The 20,719-nt window shown below is 56.4% G+C and carries 14 protein-coding genes and 1 other RNA gene; 10 read left to right on the top strand and 5 right to left on the bottom strand.

What is annotated here, in order from left to right:
* Nucleotides 1-596, bottom strand: a 596-nt coding sequence (locus HY868_03405; GenBank protein ID MBI5301159.1) for an ATP-binding protein, incomplete at its 3' end; no start/stop codon positions are given.
* Between the two features lie 57 nt (nucleotides 597-653).
* On the bottom strand, nucleotides 654-1,586 hold the full coding sequence (locus HY868_03410) for an ATP-binding protein (protein ID MBI5301160.1): 933 nt from the start codon (nucleotides 1,584-1,586) through the stop codon (nucleotides 654-656).
* Between the two features lie 731 nt (nucleotides 1,587-2,317).
* Here HY868_03410 and HY868_03415 point away from each other — a divergent pair.
* The 4 genes from HY868_03415 (at nucleotide 2,318) to smpB (ending at nucleotide 6,435) form a co-directional block, all read left to right on the top strand.
* A complete protein-coding gene (locus HY868_03415; protein MBI5301161.1) occupies nucleotides 2,318-3,370 on the top strand; it encodes a tyrosine-type recombinase/integrase in 1,053 nt (350 codons plus the stop codon).
* A 71-nt stretch (nucleotides 3,371-3,441) separates the two neighbouring features.
* Nucleotides 3,442-4,635 (top strand): S41 family peptidase, encoded by a 1,194-nt coding sequence (locus HY868_03420; protein ID MBI5301162.1) that lies wholly within the window; start codon nucleotides 3,442-3,444, stop codon nucleotides 4,633-4,635.
* Nucleotides 4,636-4,725: 90 nt separating this feature from the next.
* Nucleotides 4,726-5,928, top strand: coding sequence for a S41 family peptidase (locus HY868_03425; GenBank protein MBI5301163.1), 1,203 nt, complete (start codon nucleotides 4,726-4,728; stop codon nucleotides 5,926-5,928).
* A 45-nt stretch (nucleotides 5,929-5,973) separates the two neighbouring features.
* The gene (smpB, locus tag HY868_03430) at nucleotides 5,974-6,435 is read left to right on the top strand and encodes an SsrA-binding protein SmpB (protein MBI5301164.1); all 462 of its coding nucleotides are present in this window, start codon (nucleotides 5,974-5,976) and stop codon (nucleotides 6,433-6,435) included.
* Here the strand turns inward: smpB and HY868_03435 are convergent.
* Nucleotides 6,432-7,028, bottom strand: a complete 597-nt coding sequence (locus HY868_03435; GenBank protein ID MBI5301165.1) for an NAD(P)H-dependent oxidoreductase — start codon at nucleotides 7,026-7,028, stop codon at nucleotides 6,432-6,434. The two genes, smpB and HY868_03435, sit on opposite strands and share 4 nt — an antisense overlap.
* A 165-nt stretch (nucleotides 7,029-7,193) precedes the next feature.
* Here HY868_03435 and ssrA point away from each other — a divergent pair.
* Nucleotides 7,194-7,593, top strand: a transfer-messenger RNA (tmRNA) gene (gene ssrA / locus HY868_03440).
* 50 nt (nucleotides 7,594-7,643) lie between these two features.
* Here the strand turns inward: ssrA and HY868_03445 are convergent.
* Entirely contained in the window at nucleotides 7,644-9,008 is a 1,365-nt protein-coding gene (locus HY868_03445; protein ID MBI5301166.1) for an LCP family protein, read from the bottom strand.
* Between the two features lie 186 nt (nucleotides 9,009-9,194).
* Between HY868_03445 and HY868_03450 the strand changes: the two genes are divergently transcribed.
* Nucleotides 9,195-12,701 carry a DUF362 domain-containing protein gene (locus tag HY868_03450; protein MBI5301167.1) on the top strand — a complete coding sequence of 1,169 codons (3,507 nt, stop codon included), beginning with the start codon at nucleotides 9,195-9,197 and terminating at the stop codon, nucleotides 12,699-12,701.
* 36 nt (nucleotides 12,702-12,737) lie between these two features.
* Here HY868_03450 and HY868_03455 read toward each other — a convergent pair whose 3' ends face one another.
* Nucleotides 12,738-15,014 carry an alpha-galactosidase gene (locus HY868_03455; protein MBI5301168.1) on the bottom strand — a complete coding sequence of 759 codons (2,277 nt, stop codon included), beginning with the start codon at nucleotides 15,012-15,014 and terminating at the stop codon, nucleotides 12,738-12,740.
* Between the two features lie 193 nt (nucleotides 15,015-15,207).
* Between HY868_03455 and HY868_03460 the strand changes: the two genes are divergently transcribed.
* The 4 genes from HY868_03460 (at nucleotide 15,208) to mtnP (ending at nucleotide 20,630) form a co-directional block, all read left to right on the top strand.
* Nucleotides 15,208-16,446, top strand: a complete 1,239-nt coding sequence (locus HY868_03460; GenBank protein MBI5301169.1) for a 6-phosphofructokinase — start codon at nucleotides 15,208-15,210, stop codon at nucleotides 16,444-16,446.
* A 55-nt stretch (nucleotides 16,447-16,501) separates the two neighbouring features.
* Nucleotides 16,502-17,230 carry an ABC transporter ATP-binding protein gene (locus HY868_03465; protein MBI5301170.1) on the top strand — a complete coding sequence of 243 codons (729 nt, stop codon included), beginning with the start codon at nucleotides 16,502-16,504 and terminating at the stop codon, nucleotides 17,228-17,230.
* A 77-nt stretch (nucleotides 17,231-17,307) separates the two neighbouring features.
* The gene (locus HY868_03470) at nucleotides 17,308-19,710 is read left to right on the top strand and encodes an ABC transporter permease (protein ID MBI5301171.1); all 2,403 of its coding nucleotides are present in this window, start codon (nucleotides 17,308-17,310) and stop codon (nucleotides 19,708-19,710) included.
* A gap of 17 nt (nucleotides 19,711-19,727) precedes the next feature.
* Nucleotides 19,728-20,630, top strand: a complete 903-nt coding sequence (gene mtnP / locus HY868_03475; GenBank protein MBI5301172.1) for an S-methyl-5'-thioadenosine phosphorylase — start codon at nucleotides 19,728-19,730, stop codon at nucleotides 20,628-20,630.
* The last annotated feature ends 89 nt before the right edge of the window (nucleotides 20,631-20,719 follow it).

Raw genomic sequence — 20,719 nt, forward strand, 5'->3', positions numbered from 1 at the left:
CCGACCGCCACGCCGACCGCCACGCCGACCGCCACGCCGACCGCCACGCCGACCGCCACGCCGACCGCCACGCCGACCGCCACGCCGACCGCCACGCCGACCGCCACGCCGAACGCCACGCCGAACGCCACGCCGAACGCCACGCCGAACGCCGTGAGTACAAAATAGATTGCTACTCCAAGAGCTAATGCTACGACATACGTGAGCAACAGATTTAAATTAAAACGCCAAAACAAAAACTCACTTAACAATGCGCCAAAAGAAAAAGGAATCACATATAGCAATGCACCTGCGGTTTGACTTCCACTTGCAGTCCGCGCGATGAACCAATAAAAATCTGCTCCAAAGATTTGTAGAACTAATCCGGTTGCAATGCATAAAGCGGTTGGAGCAAATGCGATTAAACAAGTAGAAAGCCAAACTAGATTGCGTAAGGCAGGGAGAGTGGCGAATTTGTCTCGCGCTCGCCACAATAAAAGATTTTCATTCAAACGTTCATCAATTGTGCGAGCGTAAACTCGGAGAGTGAATGGCTTGAAGAAAACCCAGTAGAGCAAACGTAAAATGTCGTTGGGGAATTTGAGAGTGGTGGGCATAAGGATTCTCGGTACGGATGGGGGTAGGGGCGACGCATGCGTCGCCCCTACAATAAATTATTTTGGTCGAAAGATACTGTCAATCCACGCTTTGATGGCTTCTTGAAACGCAAATTTGCCGGTCGAAGAAGCGGCATTGCCAAACTTACGTCCAGCGGAAGCAAGCACACGTCCAAATTTTATTTCCAGTCCAACCTGTTGTAGTTGTTGAATGTACGCGCGTCTTATCTCCGCCCAATCCAGCGCGCGGTTGTCCGCTTTGGTTTCGTACACCAAACTCCCGGCAAGTTGCAAACGGTACGGATGATTCCCGGCAAGTGTCAACACCTCGCTCATCTCGGTTGGCGTAAAGGGCTGGTCGCCGTTCGCGCCGCGTTCAATCAACGCGCGGGCTTCGTCGTCGGTTAGTTCGCCCAGCGGCAAGTAAGTGAACACGTTAAAGAACGGCGAAGTGTAGCCGTGCGTCGTCGCCAAATCCGCCAGCGGTGATTTGGACGCGGTGATGAATGCGATTGCGTGGCTGTTGATGAGCGCGCGCCACGAATCGTACACATCGTGCGGAAATTCGTCGCGATGATCGGTCAGTTCCTCAAACTCGTCCACGCACACAACCGGGCAAACGCCGCTCGCTTTCAACGCGTGGATCGCGCTCTCAAAGCGCACGAGCGGTGGTTGTTTCTTGTTGCCGTTCGCACCCAGGTCGCGCAGAATTTTGCTCACCAGTCCATCGAGCGTGCGGCATTCTGCGCTCGGCAGTTCGACGTAGGTGAAACGATAATTTTGCGGCGCGGACAAGTGTTGCGAAAAGCGATGTGCGACGTAAAAGAGCAGGGAGGATTTGCCGATGCGACGCGGACCGACGACCGAGATGCTTTGCAATTGTCCGGTGTGTGCGGTGTCGAGCGCGGAGAAAATGCGCCGCAGTTCATGCTTGCGTCCGACGAACTGATCGGGTTGAACGTGACCGCCGTAAAAGAATGGATTGGGCATCGGGTTGCCTCGGTGAGACGTGCGGAAATTGTTTTGTCCATGTCGTTCCGAACGAAGTGAGGAATCTCCTCGCTTTGCTCGGAATGACAAACCAGTGCGGTACGAACTTGAGTATATCACAATCGTTTACGAATTTCCAATTAGAACAAATTTTCTGTTTAGCGACGGCAGGCGACAGAATGTGGCTGTTCAGGAACTTTCATTTCGACCGAAGGGAGAAATCTTTCCGCTACACGGTAGAGACTTCTCGCTTCGCTCGAAGTGACAGTTCGTGCGCGAAGCGTCGAAATGACAATTGCAGACGATAGCGGTCAACGATCGCCTAGTCCAACAGGCAAGGGCGCGACTTGGGAAGACCTGTCGGGTCTTGAAGACCCGACAGGTCTGATTGCCACAGCGTCCCAGAGCCGCGTTAGCGCGTGGACGAGACCTGGAAGGCGCGAAGCGTGGAAACATTCCAGGTCTGGATGCGTTGCACATAAATTGAATTGGCGTGCGTCTGCGAATGTCTGTGTGCGCGGGCGAGTGATTATTTTTTCTTGATGCGTGCGCGCAGAGAATCATACAGCGTCCCAGGATTCGTTGCGCGGTACGCGATGCAAAAACATCGCTTTCTCGACACAGCGCAATTTTGCCCAAACTTGATTTACGTCGAGTAGATTTGACACGTAAACCATATTTATTTATACTTACCTTAATCGAAATTTAGACGAGTGTAAATAGGAGGCATTTTGAAGAAGCCGCGCCCCACTCCCCCACCGATCAATTTGACAGACGCTCCGCGTATTGCAACAATTGACGATGTGATTCAAAATTATCTGCGCGACCTGGCAATTGGTCAATCGCCGCGCACGGTCGAAACGTACGCGCAAGGACTCGAACGTTTCAAAGAGTACCTCACCTTCGCCAAGCACTCCCCTACCGATATCGCCTCCACGCTTTCGGTAGACCACGCGCTCGAATGCGCGCGCTGGTTGAACGAGGAACGCGACATTGCCAAGGCGACTCTGCGAACGTATCTTGCAACCCTTTCGCAGTTCTATGCGTATCTATTGAGAGAAAAGATTGTCGAATTGCCCGCGTCCGACATCGAGCGAATGCGCGGCGCGTTCAAAAAATATCGGCGCGGCTACAGTCGCCCGCTCCCCAAACTTCCGCCCGATGAAGCGATCACTGCCATATTGCGCGCGGCGCGCGCGATGCCGAAAGAAGACAAAAAGCCGCGTCTCGAACTCGCACGCCTGCGTAACATTGCGATGCTCGAAGCGTTGCGCGCGTCCGGGATGCGCGTCGGCGAACTCGTCACGCTCAAACGCGATGACCTCGATTATCGCACGCACGCGGCGCGCGTGATTGGCAAAGGCGACAAGCAACGCATCGTTTATTTCGACGACGCGGCGTGGAACGCGATTCAGAACTATTTGAAAGCGCGCAGTGATGGCGCGAAGGGTCGCGCGTTGTACGAACTGCCGCTCTTTGCGCGTCACGATCGGCGCGCGAGTGAACGCGTTCTGCCGCTGACGACCGATTCAGTGCGCCTCGTGTTCAATGCGCTCGCGCGCGCGGCGGGGATTGATATCACGATGACGCCGCATTCGTTGCGTCACGCGTTCGCGACCAAAGTGTTGGACACGACCGGGGATCTCGCCATCGTCCAAGATATGCTGGGACATTCATCGCCTGAAACAACGCGCATCTATGCTAAAGTCTCGAACAAGAAAATGCGCGCGGCGCATCGCGCCGCGTTCGGCTATCGCGGCGACGCCGACGACAAGGGCGATTGACCAATCGCGTTTTCTTGAGTACAATGCGCCGCACAATTCAGTGCTCCGTTTATCGTGAGGTGAGATCAATCATGCGAACATTTCTGCGACTCGTTGTTTTACTTTTACTCGTCGGCTTGGTTCTCTTCGTCGCTTTTTTTGCCGGCTTTGGCATGAATTACTATCAAGTCCGGACGCAGCCGGCTCCGTCGGATATTCCCAGCAGTTTCAAATTATTCTGGGAAGCGTGGAATGTCGCGAAGGGTGAATTCTACGGCGACATTCCCGATCGCCAAACTCTGACGCATGGCGCGATTCGCGGCATGTTGCAATCCTTGAAGGATCCGCACACCGTGTTGATCGAACCGGAACCCGCCCGCGCCGAACAATCCACACTGCAAGGTGAGACTGGCGATGTGGGTTTGAATCTCGACATCAAAGACGGTGTGCTGACCATCGTCGCGCCAGTGCCCGGTTCGCCGGCGGATAAAGCCGGCCTCCGCGCCGGTGACATCGTGCTCAAAATTGGCGACAAGGATGTGGCATTCCAAGTCACCGTCCAAGAAGCCCAGGGATTGTTGCGCGGACCGATTGACAGTACCGTTAAAATACAGGTACGTCGCATCGGCGACGCCAAGCCGATGGACTTGGATCTCAAGCGCGAAAAATACGCGTTGCCCACCGTCCAGTACAAAATGTTGCCGAACACAACGTTCGGATACATCAAGGTCACGCTGGAAACGTCGGAGACCGCGAACGAATTCGCTAAAGCAGTGGACAACCTGAAATCGCAAAAAGTTACCGGCTTGGTGCTCGACCTGCGGAACAATCCCGGCGGCTTGTTCCCGGATCCGGTGCTCGACATCGCCGGACAATTCTTGAAGAACAACGACGTCGTCGTGTACGAAAAATATCGCGACGGCACCGACAAGGATTTTAAAGCTGGCAGTCGGCGCGGCGTCACCGATCTGCGCGTTGCCGTCCTCGTGAACAGCGGCACGGCGAGCGCGGCAGAAATTCTCGCCGGCGCGTTGCAGGATTATAAACGCGCGCCGCTCATCGGCGAGCCGACGTACGGCAAAGGTTCGGTGCAGACGATTCGCAAACTGAGCGATGGTTCAGCATTGCACATCACGACCGCAACCTGGTTCACCCCGAAGAAAAATCAAATCGAAGGCACGGGACTCAAGCCCGATATTGCCGTCCCGCTGACGAACGAATCCATCCAAAAAGGCGTGGACCCGCAATTGAATCGCGCCATCGAGTATCTGAACAAGGGCGCGTAGAAAAATTTCTGATTTATGATTTTCGATTTATGATTTATCCGGCGATCCAAACTCATAAATCTGAAATCCTAAATCCTAAATGAGGAAACTATGATTCGCGGAATTTTGCGCGTGCTAATAACATCCATCGTCGTCGCCGTGCTCGTCTCGGGCGCGTTCGCGGGCGGGTACGTCGCGAGTCGGCAAATGTTCCCGCCTCCCCTGCCCCAGGACGGCGGCGCGCCAGCGGACTGGAAATCCACGATGCCGGTTTTCTGGGAAGCGTGGAACTTTGTCAAACAGGATTTCTACAAGACGCCGATAGACCCGGACGGCATGGTCAATGGCTCGATTGATGGAATGATCACCGCGTTCGGCGATCCCAACACACGCTTTGTGGATGCCAAGACCGCCGTGATTACTTCGACGGATTTGCAAGGATCGTTCGAAGGCATCGGCGCGACGGTTGAAATGCGCGAGGGGCGGCTGACGATTGTGTCGCCGATCAAGAATTCACCGGCGGAACGCGCGGGGATTTTACCCGGCGATGTGGTGCTCCAAGTGGATGACACGATCATCCAAAATATGGACACGACGCAAGCCGTGCGTTTGATTCGCGGACCCAAAGGCACGAAGGTCAAGTTGGTCATTCAGCGCACCAAGCAAGCGCCGTTCACGGTCGAAATCACGCGCGATACGATTCGCCAACCGTTCGTCGAATCCAAGATGATCGAAGGCACCAAGCTCGCGTATCTGCGGCTCAACGAATTTGGCGCGACCGCGCCGGATGAAATGCGCGCCGCCTTGCAAGACCTGCTCGCGCAAAAACCGACGGGGTTGATCTTCGACTTGCGGCGTGACCCAGGCGGATATTTGCCGGTGGCGATTGACGTCGCGAGCCAGTTTCTCCGGCAAGGACAAACGGTGCTGATCACGAAATACAAAGACGGACGTCGCGAAGAGATAAAAGCCGGGCGCGGCGGACTCGCGTCGGATATTCCGATGGTGCTGTTGATAGACAAGGGATCGGCGAGCGCATCGGAGATCGTCGCGGCGGCGTTGAAAGATTACAAACGCGCGACGCTGATCGGTACGATGACCTTTGGCAAGGGTTCGGTCCAAAACGTTCACACGCTCAGCGACAAATCGGAATTGCGCGTGACCATCGCAAACTTTTTCAGTCCGAAGGATAATGCGATTCACCACATCGGGATCGCGCCGGACATTGAAGTTGACCTGACCGAAGACGACATCGCAACGAAACGCGATCCACAGTTGGATCGCGCAATCCAATTTTTGCAGACCGGAAAATAGATGAGTAGAGACGTTGCGGCGCAACGTCTCTACCTTTGTAATCCTATGGCAGAAAATCTTCAAGTGCTCGCGACGAATCGCAAAGCGTACCACGATTATCTCATCGAAGAAACGTACGAAGCCGGCATCGCGCTCACCGGCACCGAAATCAAATCGGTGCGGACGGGGAGTTTGAATTTACGCGATAGTTACGCGCAGGTTCGCAATGGCGAGTTGTGGTTGATGAACGTTCACATCGCGCCGTACGAGCCGGCGAGCCGGCAAAACGCGAATCCCTATCGCGAGCGCAAATTGTTGATGCATCGCAAAGAAATCTTGCGGCTTGCCGGGCGCGCGCAGGAAAAAGGATTGACGCTCATCCCCTTGCGCGCGTACCTCAAAAAGAATCGCGCCAAGATCGAAGTCGGTTTGGCGCGCGGCAAGAAACTGTACGACAAGCGCGAATCCATTGCCAAGCGTGAGAGCGACCGCGAAATTCGGCGCGCGGTGAAAGAACGGACGCGCTAGTCTTGTGGAAAATAACGTCGCACGATTTCTCGTACGTGCGCTAGCCACGCTTGACGCTGCTCCGGCGTACTGGTAACAACGACGCTGAACGTCTCACGATTAAAGGTCTTGACTCCGCATAAACCAAAGACACAGTTCTTCCAAAGTGTTTCGAGCGGATCTCCAAAGACGCGTGCTTCGCGTTCTGATATTGTATTCGATGTATTGAAGACGCACGCAACCTTCGCTTTCAACAATCCGATTGGAACTCCTTCGCCCTTGTCTCCATCCAGAAATTGATACGCGATCCCAGGACGAATGACGCGGTCGATCCACCCTTTGAGTATGGCAGGCGGCTGTCCCCACCAATTCGGATGCACGATGATGATGCCATCGGCGTTGGATATTTCTTGGCAATGCCTCTCAACTTCTTGCGGGACAATGGCTTCTTGAGGAATCTCATCTGTGAGGAGAATCGGATCAAATTTTTCGGCATACAGATCGTGAAAGAAAACTTGGTGCTCATTCTGCACCAGTTCGGCAATGGCGACTTGAACGATGGCGTGATTGAAACTTGAGTGAGTGGGATGTGCCAGGATGATAGAGATTCGCATGGTTACGAGCGCCCTTGATCTTTAACTTGATTTCGTAACAATCAACACGACGATGAATATAGTAGCATCAAGATGGACTGTCAAGATTGCAATTTGCCGCGCGTTCGTGCGCGTGCTATAATACCGATGGATTTTCGACCAATCCAAAATCGAAAATCCTGAACTGGGGATGCATGGCTTCGACGAGGAGGGCGTGACAGAGTTGCCAGCGGTGGCGCTTGACCACCATAAAACGAGCAAACGATAGCTGCGAACACTCGCACCAACCTCGCGGCTCTTCCCGTTGCGGCGTAAGCCACGGCTGGATTAGCTAACAGGTTCGCCGGCTAGCCCGGCGACGTCCACGCGCGTTCTCCCCCAAAGGATGCGCGTCGGGCGACACCAAGTTGGGGTGCGTTGAGCGCCACGCCGGTAACGCTCAACTAAGAGGCGGAAGCCGACCTGGCTCGGCGCTTGCACCTTTGTCGGTTGAGCCGGCAAGCGCAAGACACAAAAACCGACTAGGCTTGTAGATACTCTGAGGCAAACTTTTCGGACGCGGGTTCAATTCCCGCCATCTCCACCAGAACGAACAAACGCTCACTCGAATCGAGTGAGCGTTTGTTCGTACGCGAATTACTCTGGGTGAACCGGTAAGGCGTCGAGCGCTGGCGACGTCAATCTGTCTCGTAGAAGCACGCGCACCGGTCGCCAGTACTCGGTAACCAGATCACCATAGGGATTCGCGCCGCTCGGCACTTCGTACGCGAGGTGCGGATAAATGTTAGTCTCAATGTCCTTCTTCGATATCGGATTTTCGATTGCATCACCTTCTACCCACCGCACTCCCCCATCGCCATGCGCCGGGTCAACGATGTACAACGTGCGCCCGATCTTGGGTAACTGGACTTGGCGCGACGAACTTTTGGACAACTTGTCCAGACTTGCCGTCGCTTCGCGAATATTGTTGACCGCGAGCGGGATCACGTCGAAATCGTACGCAATCGTGCCCGTCAACGATTCCTTCGTAATAAACGTCGAAAGGTTGAGCCAGAACTTGGGTTCCTTTTGTTTTTGCGCGAGCATGTCGAGCAACGCGTTGAACACCAGGTGTTTGCGCGTGTTGTGTTCCAACTCTTTGCCGTAATATCCCTCGGTCACCGGCACGGTCTTGATGAACTGGATCACGCGCGCGCCGTTCATCTTTTGTTTGCCCTGTGGAAAATAACCCTTGTCGTACTTTTTGCCGTCGAGATAAAACGGTTGGACCTGGAACGCGACCGGCACGTCCACTTCGACGCCTTCAAACACGCCGTCAATCGCGGACTGGAGCACCGCATCGCGGAACGTGACTTGATAATCTATCGCCAAGCCGGTCGCGTTCCGCATCATCTGGCGCTGCAACTTGAATCCGCCCACGTGGTACGCCTGGTCCATCCGCAGTGCGTAGCGCTTTTCGCCGGATTTCCACATCGCGCGTTCAACTTCGGGCGCGCGAATGTCGTGCGTAAATGAAATCAGATCGGCTTGGCGCGCGCGCAAATCGTACGAGATAATCGTGTACGAACCGATAATCGCTTTCTCGGTCACCGGCGGCTCGTGCGTTTCGCCGTACCCGTACAACAAAAAGTTGATGCGTCCTTCGTTGAGCGTCAAGTCCACACTCTTGGCGAATTCCGGATCTTGCTTGGAGCGTTCGGCGCGCCGACGTGACGCGTCGGCTACAAGCGGTCGCACGAGCGCGTCGAACAATGATTCGGGTTCGGGCGTGGGTGTGACGCTCGGCGCGATGACGACGGGAACAGTGGTCGGCGTGCTCGTGGCTGCAACCGCGGGGACGATAAGCGGTAACGATGCCTGGGTGGGTAAAGTCGTGGGGGCGACGGTCGGCATGAGGATAACAGTCGGTGTACTGTTCGGTTGAGTCTGGCACCCACCTGCAAGCAACCCAACTAAACCCAATACACCTGCCAGCCATAATCCTTTGGTAAGACGGAGCATAAAGCATTTCTCCTGCGAAGTATAATCATCGGACGACGACGTCCGTTTTGCGCGTCTGGGCAAAAGATGCTTGCATTCTGCGACGACTTGGATTAGACTGGCACCAAACCCGGTACGGAAACGCGATCACTATTATTATAACGCGTGCGTCGCTGAAAAACAAATTTCTCGCCAAGGAGCCGCCGTATGACTTTGCCTGAAAACGTACTCGCCGGTCTAGCGATCAATCCCGGTCCGCGTGAGACGGTGTTGCCTTCCGTTGATGAATTACGCGCGATGGGCGCAAAATGGGTGCGTTATCTTCTGCGCGATGAATTTCAAAACACCGCGACCGGCAATAATCTCGAACTCGATCTTTTGTTGGATCGCTATCGCGATCTCGACACGCGCGTGCTCGTGCTGGTCAATCCGGAAACGCTTGGCGAAGTTCCGCCGCCCGCTACGTCGAGCGACTGGGGCGACGCGAATGCTGGTTACATTGGGCGCGTGTCCGACCTCGCACAAAAAATCGCGGCATTTTATAATGGTCGCATTGCCGCGCTCGAAGTGTTCAACGAACCAGACTCACAGCAGATTTTGCCGGAACAGTACGGCGCACTACTCGCGGCGACGTATCCCAAAATCAAAGCGGTCAGCGATGTGCCGGTGATTTCCGCGGGCATTTGTTGCGGCAAGAATCATCCATACTTGCAAGCCGTGATGAACATCGCGCGCGACCAGTGCGATGCGGTCGGCTGGCATCCGTACGGATTGCGCGTGGAAAATTATCCAACGAGCGATTGGGGCTTGGGCGATCTGCGCGATTCGATCACCCGCGCGCGCGCGATTGCCGGCAAACCGCTGTGGATCACCGAGATTGGCGCGGAACTCGCGTACCAGTGGAATCAATCACCCGAGCAAGCCGTCGCCGAGTATCTCACACGCGCGTTCAACCTGATGCGCGAATTGGGCAAGGACACCGTCGCGCACGCGTTCTGGTTTACGTGGCGGATGCTCGAAGAGGGCTGGGGCATCGTAGACACCACGGGCGCGCATCGCGCCGCGTGGTACGCACTGCAACAACAAACGCACCCAACACCGACGATTTCCCAGGTCAGGTTCACGCCGTCAACCGTCGTCGGTGGCGATTCGCTCAACGTGAGCATCACGGTTAACAATCTCAGCGACGACACTCTGGCAACCCAAGGACCCAATCCAGGATTTGAGTACACCGAGCGCGATACATTTTTCACGCGCGGCTATCCCGATGTGCCCGGCGCGTTTCGTGTTGCGGTGGATTTCGATGGGCGCACCGGCGTAGACCACCCGTACCGTTGGGGCTTTAGTACTCCGCTCGCACCCGGCGAAACACGCACGATCACCGGCGCGATTCGACTCACGACGCCGCAGACGAAAACATTCTGGGCTGGGTTGGTGCAAGAAAGAACTGCGTGGCGCCAAGACCGGCAAGGCGCGCAAGCGATCACCGTCACGCCAGGATTTGAAATCACGGACGTGGCATTTACGCCGACCGCGTTGCTCGTGGGCGAATTGCTCAACGTGAGTGTCACGGTTAAGAACACGAGTAACACAATGTTGCCGACCCAGGGTCCCGACCCAGGATTCGAGTACGACGAAGGCGACTCGTTTATCAGTCGCGGTTTCAGCGACACGCCCGGCAATTTTCGTATCGGCATAGATTTCGAGAATCGCGCGGGGATTGACCATCCGTACCGCTGGGGTTTGGGCGCGCCGCTCGCGCCCGGTGAAACGCGCACGATCACCGGCGCGATTCGACTCAAGCAAACGCAATCGCAAAATTATTGGGCGGGCTTGGTGCAGGAACGCGTCGCGTGGTGGCAGGCCAAGCGCGGCGCGCAGAAAATCACCGCGACCTTGCCCGCCGGCAAACCGCGTATCGTCAGCGTTGCATTTTCGCCGACCCAGCTCAATGTCGGCGACCTGCTTAACGTGAGCGTGACCGTTCGCAACGAATCGAACGCGCCGGCGCTAACGCAAGAACCCACTCCTGGATTGGTGTACGATGAAGGCGACACATTCTACACGCGCGGTTTTCCGGACACGTCCGGCGCATTCCGCGTCGCGGTAGATTTCGATGGGCGCACCGGTGTGGATCATCCGTATCGTTGGGGCTTTGGGACTCCGCTCGCGCCCGGCGAAACGCGCACGGTCGTCGGCGCGATTCGCTTGAACACCGCGCAATCGAAAAATTACTGGGTCGGTTTGGTGCAGGAACAAATCGAGTGGGCGCAAGACCAGGCAGGTACGCAACGCATCATCGTTGACCCCGTGCCGATGGACGCGCCGCAAATCGTCGGCGTGGAATTTTCGCCGACAACCGTCGCGGCGAACGAACTCGTCAACGTGAGTATCACGCTCAAGAACACGGCTCCGCAAACGATTGCGACTCAGGGTCCCGACCCAGGATTCGTGTACACGGAGGGCGACACATTCTACACGCGCGGTTTCCCGGACATTTATAGCGCGTTTCGCGTCGCGGTAGACTTCGATGGACGCATCGGTGTGGATCATCCCTATCGCTGGGGTTTGGGCGCGCCGCTCGCGCCCGGCGAAACGCGCACGATCACCGGCGCGATCCGTTTGACGAACGCGCGCGTCGCGCGCTACTGGGCGGGGCTGGTGCAAGAGCGCGTCGCGTGGCATCGCGATCAGGTGGGGACACAGATGCTGACCGTCAAGTCCGGCGAGCCGCCGCGGGTGATTCACGTTCACGATACGCGCGCGACGACGTGGAGTGGACAGCCCAAGTACTGGACCTTTGTCAATCAAGATGTCGTCAACGAAATGGTCGAACGCGGCGTAATGACGCTGACGAATCGCGCGACGGTCGCGGACGCATGGCGCGCGTTGTTGCCGAGTTATCAATCTGGGCAAGGCATCGCGCTCAAAGTGAATTTTGCGAATGGCGGCAATGGGAATCTGGATGCGGTCGTCGAAACACTCAACGCCATCGTACGCGGATTGCAAATGATTGGCGTGCAAGCGAACGATGTTTGGGTGTTCGATGCGACGCACGTCATTCCCGAACGGTACGTCAACGGATGCGCGTTTACCGGAATACGCTTTTTCGATACGGGCGGGCACGAGCGCGCGAGTTTCGATAGCACCGCGCCGGACGCGAAGATTGTCTTTGCGCCGCCGGCTGAGGTGATGCCTCTGCCGACGATCAAGCTCACGGATGTGCTCGTCAACGCAACGTACGTGATCAACCTGCCAATCTTCAAAGGACACAAGAGCGGCGCGGGGATCACATTGGGTTTCAAGAATCATCTCGGCTCGACCAACTTGCCAAGCGGGTTCCATCCGTACATTTTCCCGGCGGGCGCGCGCTTTCGCACAGATTACAATCCGCTCGTGGACCTCTACCGCATGTCGTCTATTCGCGCCAAAACGGTGTTGACGATTGCCGATGGACTATTTACCGGTGACGATTGGAATTCGCCGGCGAAATTGATGCGGACATTTGGCAATCAAACGCCGAACAGTCTTTTCTTCGCGACCGATCCGGTCGCGTTGGATTCGGTGCTGTGCGATCTACTCGATGCCGAGTGGGGTGCGTTGCCAAACGCGGACAACTATCTCCGGCTGGCGAGCGAACTGGGTCTGGGTGTGTTCGAGCGTGGCGACCCGTGGGGTGCAGGGTACACGCGGATTGATTATCGCAAGATGTAGGAAACGCAATCTAGGGAACGCTCCGGCGAGCGTTCCCTACGGCGCATTATTTGCGGGCGTGATAAACAACATTGCCGAAGGATGTTCCGGCGGATAGCGCATCGTAATATTCTGACTCATCAACTGGCGACCGGTTTGACGCAATGCAATCGTGCCGTCCGCCGAGTTGACTTCGTACAGGGTGTTCGGATTCAAGCCGCGCAACACGACGCGTCGTTGAGTCAAGGGAACACTGCCGCGAAAGAGCAACACGAATCCGCGCTGGCTCGTCGCATCGAAAAATTCAATCGCGTCCGGTTCGGCTGGCGGTTCGAGCATGGGCAAACTCAAATCGGATTGCGGAAGCAAATGGTACAAGCGTCCATGCACGATAATATCGCGCACACTTTTGTACCGTTGAATCTCGAGCGCAACCGTCGCGCGAAACTCGCTACCCCATTCGTCCATCTGCGCGGAAATGCCGAACGCGCCAAGCATCCGACTGCGTAGCCACGCGCGCAATAACGCCGGGTCGCTATCCGCGCGGCTCAACGGTTCGAACCACGACTCGACGATGAACGAGTTGAGATGGTCCGGCGGGAACGGAAAACTTGCGCCGATGGTGTGATAGCGCACGCGATAACTGGGATCGGTCTCATCGCTCAACCAAGCAATATCCGTACGGCGCATCATGGCGTAATCCATTCGGTTGCCGCCGCTCGCGCAGTTCTCGATGATCACGTGTGGAAATTCTGCGCGCAAATAGTCGAGCACCTCGTACAAGCCGAGGATATGCGCGTAATTGCCGTATCCTGGGACGCCGGGCGGATCGCACGACAACGGAATGTTATTGTCCCACTTGAGCCAGTCAACCTGGTAGTCTTGAATCAAACGCGCGAGCCAGTTTTTCATCCACGCGCGCGCATCGGGATTGCCCAAGCAAATCTGGGTGGTGCGCGCCGCGCCTTCGGGCAAGTCGCCGTCCCAATTCGTTACCGGCGAAACCCACGCGACGGGCACTGATTGTCCCGGTCCAACATACGGCACTTCAATCCGCTCCGGCTCAACCCAGAGTCCGAATCGCATCCCTTGGCTGTGAACGTAATCGGAAAACGCTCGTAGACCGCTCGGAAATTTTTCACGATGCTCGCGCCAGGTGCCCAAGCCGAATGAAAAATCCGCGCCTGGGATCGCGCCATCGTACCAGCCGGCATCGAGCACGAACACTTCCAAACCGAGCGCCGCGGCGATATCTACTTGGCGTTTGAGTTTCTCTTCGTCGAAATCGGTATAGTACGCAAACCAAGTGTTGTATTGCGTGTACGGAAAACCCGCGGGCAACGGACGCAAGAGATACCCGCGCGCAAAGGTATGTGTGGCAAACGCTGCGTCGTCAATACCGCCGCGATAAAATCCTTGAAAGCGTCGCGGCGACTGAAACACTTCGCCATGGGCAAGATCGTAATGGAGTTGATCCACGCCGGCGCGCAACGTCGTCAAGCCGGCTTCACGCCGCGCGCGCAACTGCCACAAGCCCGACCACTTGATGCCGCCGAACAAGCCCTCGCGCAAATTCGGCGCGGCGAGCACGAACCACCCCATCGCTTCTTCCGACGAACGCGCGCCGGAACGAATGACCTTTTCACTGCCTTCGTCAAGCCGCGCGGATTGCGCGCGGAGCGCCGGCACCGGTTGCACGCTTTGCCGGTCCGCGACGCCCGGGCTGACGCCTTGCACCCAGTAAAGTGTCAACACCTCTGCGGACGGACGCAAGCCGGACGAAATCGAATCGAGTACGTCGAGATTGCGGAGCGCTTGCCCGCTGATATTTTCGATTTCGATCCACTGCTCGATGACGCTCGTGCCTGGAAACGCAAGATAGTGCATGCGCGCGACGAGCGCCGCGTTCGCGATTGCCACTTGAAGTTCGACCGAGCCGTCGGGATGATTCTGCGTCGAATAACTCTTCAACGCGAATTCGCGCGATGAACTAGTGATGATTTTTCCTTCGATGACGACGCGCAGTTCGGCGCTCGCGCCGCCGCCGGGCGCGAGCCATTCGCGATTGGTGGCGCGGTGTTTGAGACTCCGCAGACGATAGCCCGCGGCTGGGTCATAGTCCATCCGCCGGCGAATACCCGCCGTGCCGATCTCCCAGGTACGCGTCGTTGCGTCGTACGCAATGTACGCGTCGCCGGACTGCGCGATGAGTTTACCGAGCGGTGGTTCCGGCGTCGGCGTTTGCGCGTTGGCGGCGCTAAATTGAAGCAGTGCGCTGACGAGCACAACGAGCACACCGAAGGTGCGAAAGATTCGAAATGAAGGTGATTTCATTGGCATGGATTATACGTGCGCCGTCCAATCTCGGCAACTTGATGTTTGGCTACTCAGATCATCCGTGCGAATCCGATTCGCGCGGGATTATGCCTTCAAACCTTCGCACGGATGGGCAATCCCATGTTTGTCTTTTTTCGCCGCGTGACTATAATAGCCCGGTAATGCGTTCATCAAAAAGTGAGGCGCACCTATGACAAAACGAATCGGAATTTTGACTGGCGGCGGCGATGCGCCAGGGCAAAACGTCTGTCTCAAATCCATCGTCTATCATGCGCTCGATCGCGGGTACGATGTCGTCGGCATTCGCAAGGGCTGGGAAGGGTTACTGAACTTTGACCCGGACAATCTTTCCACGCACGGCGAGCAGGCGATGCCGCTGACCAAAATGCGCGTACGCGACATTGATCGAATGCCAGGTTCGTTCCTCCACGCGAGCCGGCTCGATCCGAGCGTCGTGCCGCCACAGCTCGTGCCGGCATTTCTCAAATCCCAGGTTGGCGATGAAGTGGCGGTAGATTTGACCGCGCACATCAAACGCGCGATCAACACATTGCAACTCGACGCCGTGATTGCGTTGGGTGACCGCACTGCCCTGCAGTACGCCGCGCGGTTGAGCCAGGAAGGCGTGCCAATTGTCGGCGTCCCCAAGACGGTTCACAACAACGTGAACGGCAGCGATTACTCGATCGGGTTTTCAACCGCCCTGGCGCGCGGCGTGCGTTTCGTGCAAGAGATTCGCGCGATGGCTGGGTCGCGCGAAGAAATCGCGGTCATCGAAATCCTGGGTCGCTCATCTGGCTTGCCGACGATGCTCATCGGCTTTCTCGCCGGCGCAGACCGCACACTCATCCCCGAAGTTCCCTTCGATCCCGGCAAACTCGCCGAGTTACTCCAGGACGACCAACGCGCGAATCCGGCGAACTATGCGATTCTCACGATGAGCGAAGCATCCTCCATCGCGCCGGAACTCGTTGCCAAGTACGTGCCCACCTTATCGCGTCTCGCCGAGGTGCGCGCCCAAGCCGAAGCCGTCGCGACCAAGGGTGAGGGGTTGGCGCGCGATGAAATCGTTTTTGAACTCGTGCAAGATTTGAGCGCGCGCGTGGGCGGGAGCGGCGCGATCGTCGTCGAGATGCTCGAGGCGATTACCGGCAAGCGCGTCTTGTTCCAACCGCTCTCGTATCTCATTCGCACCGGCGAGCCGGACGGACAAGATTTGCTCGGCGCGGCAAACTTTGCGGCGATGGCGGTGAACCTGGTCGCGGAGAATAAATTCGGACGCGTGACGGTGTACCGCCGCCGCGAAAATTACGTGGATGCGCCGATTGATGTCGTCACCCGCGATGACAACAGCACATATCTCGCCGATCATTACGATGCCAATGCCTATCAAGCGAAAACAAGCATCATTTGGGCGGCGCGGGTGTAACCAATCTTGAGTTACAACGTAGATACGATGTTGACCACTGACGACTGGAGTTGCAATGGTTGAACAAAACGGGAAGACGAAAATCGTCGAAATCAAAGACGTCGTCAAGAAATTTCCGGTGGGCAACACCGAAGTGACGATTCTCAAAGGCGTGTCGTTTGCGGTGAAGACAGGTGAATTCGTTTCGATTGTCGGTCCATCGGGCAATGGAAAATCTACGCTGTTGAATATGATCACCGGGATAGACCGCCCGACGAGCGGCGAGATCATCGTGACCGGCAAGCCGGTGCATCAAATGAGCGAGGATAAACTCGCGGCGTGGCGCGGCGAGAACGTCGGCATCATCTTCCAATTTTTTCAGATGTTGCCCGCGTTGAGCATTTTGCAAAATGTCATTCTGCCGATGGACCTCGCTAACAAATATACCGCCAAAGAGCGCCGCGAACGCGCGCTGCACTTGCTCGACATCGTCGGTATGAGCGAACACGCGAACAAATTGCCGAGCGCGGTTTCCGGCGGACAGCAACAGCGCGCCGCGATTGCGCGCGCGCTCGCGAACGATCCGCCGCTCATCGTCGGCGACGAGCCGACCGGCAATCTCGACTCGCGCACGTCGCAAGATGTGTTCGAATTGTTTTCGAGCATCGTCGCACAAGGCAAGACGATGTTGATGGTCACGCACGACAAAGAACTCGCGCGGCGCGTGCCACGCGTCGTCGAAATCCTCGACGGCAAAATCACGCGCGACGAGTATGTCGGCAGACCAACCTGGGCAGGATACTGATTAGAAGTTAGAGGTTGGATATTGGAATTTGGAAATGTCTCCAACCTCCAATTTCCAAATTCCCACATCCAAAAACTATGAGCGTCATCTGGGCTAAAGTCTGGTTCGACCTATGGCATCGCAAGAGCCGCACGATCCTCGCCGTGTTGAGTATCGCCGCGGGTGTGTTTGCTATCGGCGCGATGTTCGGGATGAGCGATCAAATGCTCACCGGCATGGACGAGGCGCATCGCGCGGTCAATCCGTCGCACGTCCAGCTTGCGTTCAACACGCTCGTTGACCGCGACACGATCCTCGCGTTGAAAGGCGTGCCGGGCGTTGCCGGCATTCAGCCGTTCAGTCAAAACACGATTCGCTACAAAATCGCGCCCGATGCGCCATGGAAGCAAGGCGTCGTTCTGACGCTTGATGACTTTGATGAGCAAACCTACCAACTCGTTCAATTGAAAGAAGGTCGGTGGCCCAAAAAAGATGATCTTGGCGTCGAACGCCTCGCCGCGCAATTCTTGAACAAGAATATCGGCGACACGATCACGATAAAGATCAACAATACCGAACGCGAATTTCCAATCTCGGGAAAAATTCGTCATCCGTTCGTGCCGCCGCCGATGTTCTTCGATCTCGCCTTCTTTTTCATGGACGCGCAAGGGATGGAACGGCTCGGCATTCCCGAAGGCAGATTCAATTCGGCGTATGTCGAAATCACCCCGTACTCGGAAGACTATTCCAAAGAAGTGGCGACGGCGATCAAGGAGCGGCTTGCCAAGCAAGACATTGGGATTGCCTCGACGCTTTATCAAGACCCCACCAAGCACTGGGGACGCGGCTTTATGGAAGGGTTTGTGTTGGTGATGCAATTATTGGCGGTCGTGTCTTTGTTGATGAGCGTCGTGCTCGTCTACAACACCGTCAACGCGCTCATCACACAACAAACCGATCAAATCGGCATTCTCAAGGCGATTGGCGGCAAATCCGCGACGATTGTCCAGGTGTATCTCACCGGCGTATTCATCTACGGATTGCTCGCGCTGTTGATCGCGCTACCGCTTGGCGCGTTTATTGCGTTTGGCATCACGCAGTATTTCTTGAATCTGTTCAACATTGATTATAATGCCTTCCGCGTTTCGACGGATGCGATCACTTTTCAAGTGATTGCCGCGCTCGCGGTTCCGTTGTTCGCCGGCGTGATTCCCGTCTTGGGCGGCGCGCGGCTTACCGTGCGGCAAGCGATTGCGAGTTACGGCTTGGGCGCGGATTTTGGAACGAACTGGCTTGATCGCGCGGTCGAGCGCATCGGCGCGCGCTTTTTGCCCTCGCACTATGCGACCTCGCTCGGCAACATGTTTCGGCGCAAGGGTCGCTTGTTCCTCACCCAATTCGTTCTCATCATCGCCGGCACGATGTTTTTGATGGTCATGTCGCTTTCCTCTTCGATCAATCTTACGCTTGACAAGATTTACGAACGCCGCCAATTTGACACGATGATCCAGTTCGCGCGTTCGCAGAATATTGATCGCGTGGTCGAGATGGCGCGCGCGGTGGAAGGCGTTGTAAAGAGCGAGGTACGCTATACGCACAGCGCGAATGTGCTCGTCGGCGGCAGACAAACGCGGGAAGCCGGCGTGGGTAGTTCGATTGAAGGCGTTCCGCCAGGAAGTGATTTCCTGATTCCATTGATGGTGGCTGGACGTTGGCTTCAACCGGGCGATGGGAATGCGATCGTGATGACCAAAGACCTCGCAAAGAAGAGCGGCGTCAACGTCGGCGACACGATCACACTCGCATTGGGCGAACTCGGCAAAAGCGATTGGCAGGTCGTCGGCTTGTACGACCCGGTTTTCGCGGGTGGGTTCAACGACGATATCATTTACGTCCCGCAAGATTCGTTATTCGTTACGACCCAGCGTCTGAGCCGCGGCGCAACGATGTATGTTCGGACTAGCCGGCGCGATGCCACATCGGTTACCGCGATCAACACTCAATTGAAAGAGGTTTTTGAGTTGCGCGGCGTCAAGGTGGCGATCAGTCTGACTGAACCCGAAGCGCGGCGAGGCAACGAGGCGCAATTCGGCATCGTCACTTCGATGATGCTGGCGCTCGCGGTCATCGTCGCGATTGTCGGCGGCATCGCGCTGATGGGCACACTTTCGATCAGCGTCGTCGAGCGAACGAAAGAGATCGGCGTGTTGCGCGCGGTCGGCGCGCGCTCGCGTACGATCATGGGGATGTTCGTGATGGAAGGCGCGCTGCAAGGATCGTTCAGTTGGTTCATAGCAGTGCCCGTGTCGTTGCTCATCAGTCCGCCGTTGGCAAATGCGTTGGGACAAACGATGTTCAGCGCGAATCTCTATTACCAATTCAACTCAAGCGCGATTGTCGCGTGGCTCGTGATCATTCTCGTCATCTCGACGTTGGCTTCGATTTTGCCGGCGCGCAGCGCGACGCGCATCAGCGTGCGCGATAGTCTGGCGTATTCCTAGTTGGAGGAATGAAGCAAGTGGACAAGGCAACCCTCGCGGTCATTGGCGGTAGCGGTGTGTACCAAATGGATGGCTTGACGAACGTCAAAGAGGTCAAGGTCAAGACGCCGTTTGGCGCGCCCAGCGACGCGATCATTCTCGGCACCTTAGGTAACCAGAGAATCGCGTTCTTGCCGCGACACGGGCGCGGGCATCGCATCAAGCCACACGAACTCCCGGTGCGCGCGAACATCTACGCACTCAAATCGCTCGGCGTCGAGCGCATCATTTCGTTGAGCGCGTGCGGCAGTCTGCGCGAAGACTACGCGCCGCTCGACATCGTGATCCCCGACCAGTTGTTTGATCGCACCAAGGCGCGCCCCGCGACCTTTTTCCCCGATAACACCGTCGTGCACATTTCATTTGCCGATCCATTTTGTCCAGAGTTGTCCCAGGTTTTGTACAACGCCGCGCAAAAAGCCGGTGCGCGCGTTCATAATGGCGGCACGCTCGTGGTGATTGACGGTCCACAATTTTCGACCAAAGCCGAATCGCAAGTGTATCGCCAATTGAAAATGGACATCATCGGTATGACCGCCCTGCCCGAAGCCAAACTCGCGCGCGAAGCCGAGATTTGTTACGCGACGGTTGCGATGGTGACGGATTACGATGTGTGGCATCCTGGGCACGACACGGTGACGGTTGAAGCCGTCGTCCAGAATTTGCTAAAGAATGCGGAGATGGCGAAACGCATCGTGCGATACGCGGCGAGTGAAATTCCGGCAGCGCGCGAGCACTGCCCCTGCCCTGACGCGTTGCGCGACGCGATCATCACCGCGCACGATCACATCCCGGACAAGACACGTCACGATCTCGCGTTGCTGTTGAACAAATATGTACCTGTGCGAACGCGCGCCAAGATTCGCAAATCGCCGCGTTGAAATTCGCGTAGCGTTTTCTTTTTTCGAAAAAGTTGTATTTGTGTTGGTTTGATGTAGTGGATTGCCTACACGCAACACGCGCGCAAGAA

The sequence above is a fragment of the Chloroflexota bacterium genome, from assembly GCA_016219275.1.
Classification (GTDB): domain Bacteria; phylum Chloroflexota; class Anaerolineae; order UBA4142; family UBA4142; genus JACRBM01.

What these genes read in the sequence shown, in the direction of transcription:
- HY868_03470 (MBI5301171.1), top strand. Translation starts at nt 17,308, where the DNA reads ATGAGCGTCATCTGGGCTAAAGTCTGGTTCGACCTATGGCATCGCAAG.
- HY868_03465 (MBI5301170.1), top strand. Translation starts at nt 16,502, where the DNA reads ATGGTTGAACAAAACGGGAAGACGAAAATCGTCGAAATCAAAGACGTC.
- HY868_03410 (MBI5301160.1), bottom strand. Translation starts at nt 1,586, where the DNA reads ATGCCCAATCCATTCTTTTACGGCGGTCACGTTCAACCCGATCAGTTC.
- HY868_03420 (MBI5301162.1), top strand. Translation starts at nt 3,442, where the DNA reads ATGCGAACATTTCTGCGACTCGTTGTTTTACTTTTACTCGTCGGCTTG.
- HY868_03460 (MBI5301169.1), top strand. Translation starts at nt 15,208, where the DNA reads ATGACAAAACGAATCGGAATTTTGACTGGCGGCGGCGATGCGCCAGGG.
- HY868_03445 (MBI5301166.1), bottom strand. Translation starts at nt 9,008, where the DNA reads ATGCTCCGTCTTACCAAAGGATTATGGCTGGCAGGTGTATTGGGTTTA.
- smpB (MBI5301164.1), top strand. Translation starts at nt 5,974, where the DNA reads ATGGCAGAAAATCTTCAAGTGCTCGCGACGAATCGCAAAGCGTACCAC.
- HY868_03425 (MBI5301163.1), top strand. Translation starts at nt 4,726, where the DNA reads ATGATTCGCGGAATTTTGCGCGTGCTAATAACATCCATCGTCGTCGCC.
- HY868_03455 (MBI5301168.1), bottom strand. Translation starts at nt 15,014, where the DNA reads ATGAAATCACCTTCATTTCGAATCTTTCGCACCTTCGGTGTGCTCGTT.
- HY868_03450 (MBI5301167.1), top strand. Translation starts at nt 9,195, where the DNA reads ATGACTTTGCCTGAAAACGTACTCGCCGGTCTAGCGATCAATCCCGGT.
- HY868_03435 (MBI5301165.1), bottom strand. Translation starts at nt 7,028, where the DNA reads ATGCGAATCTCTATCATCCTGGCACATCCCACTCACTCAAGTTTCAAT.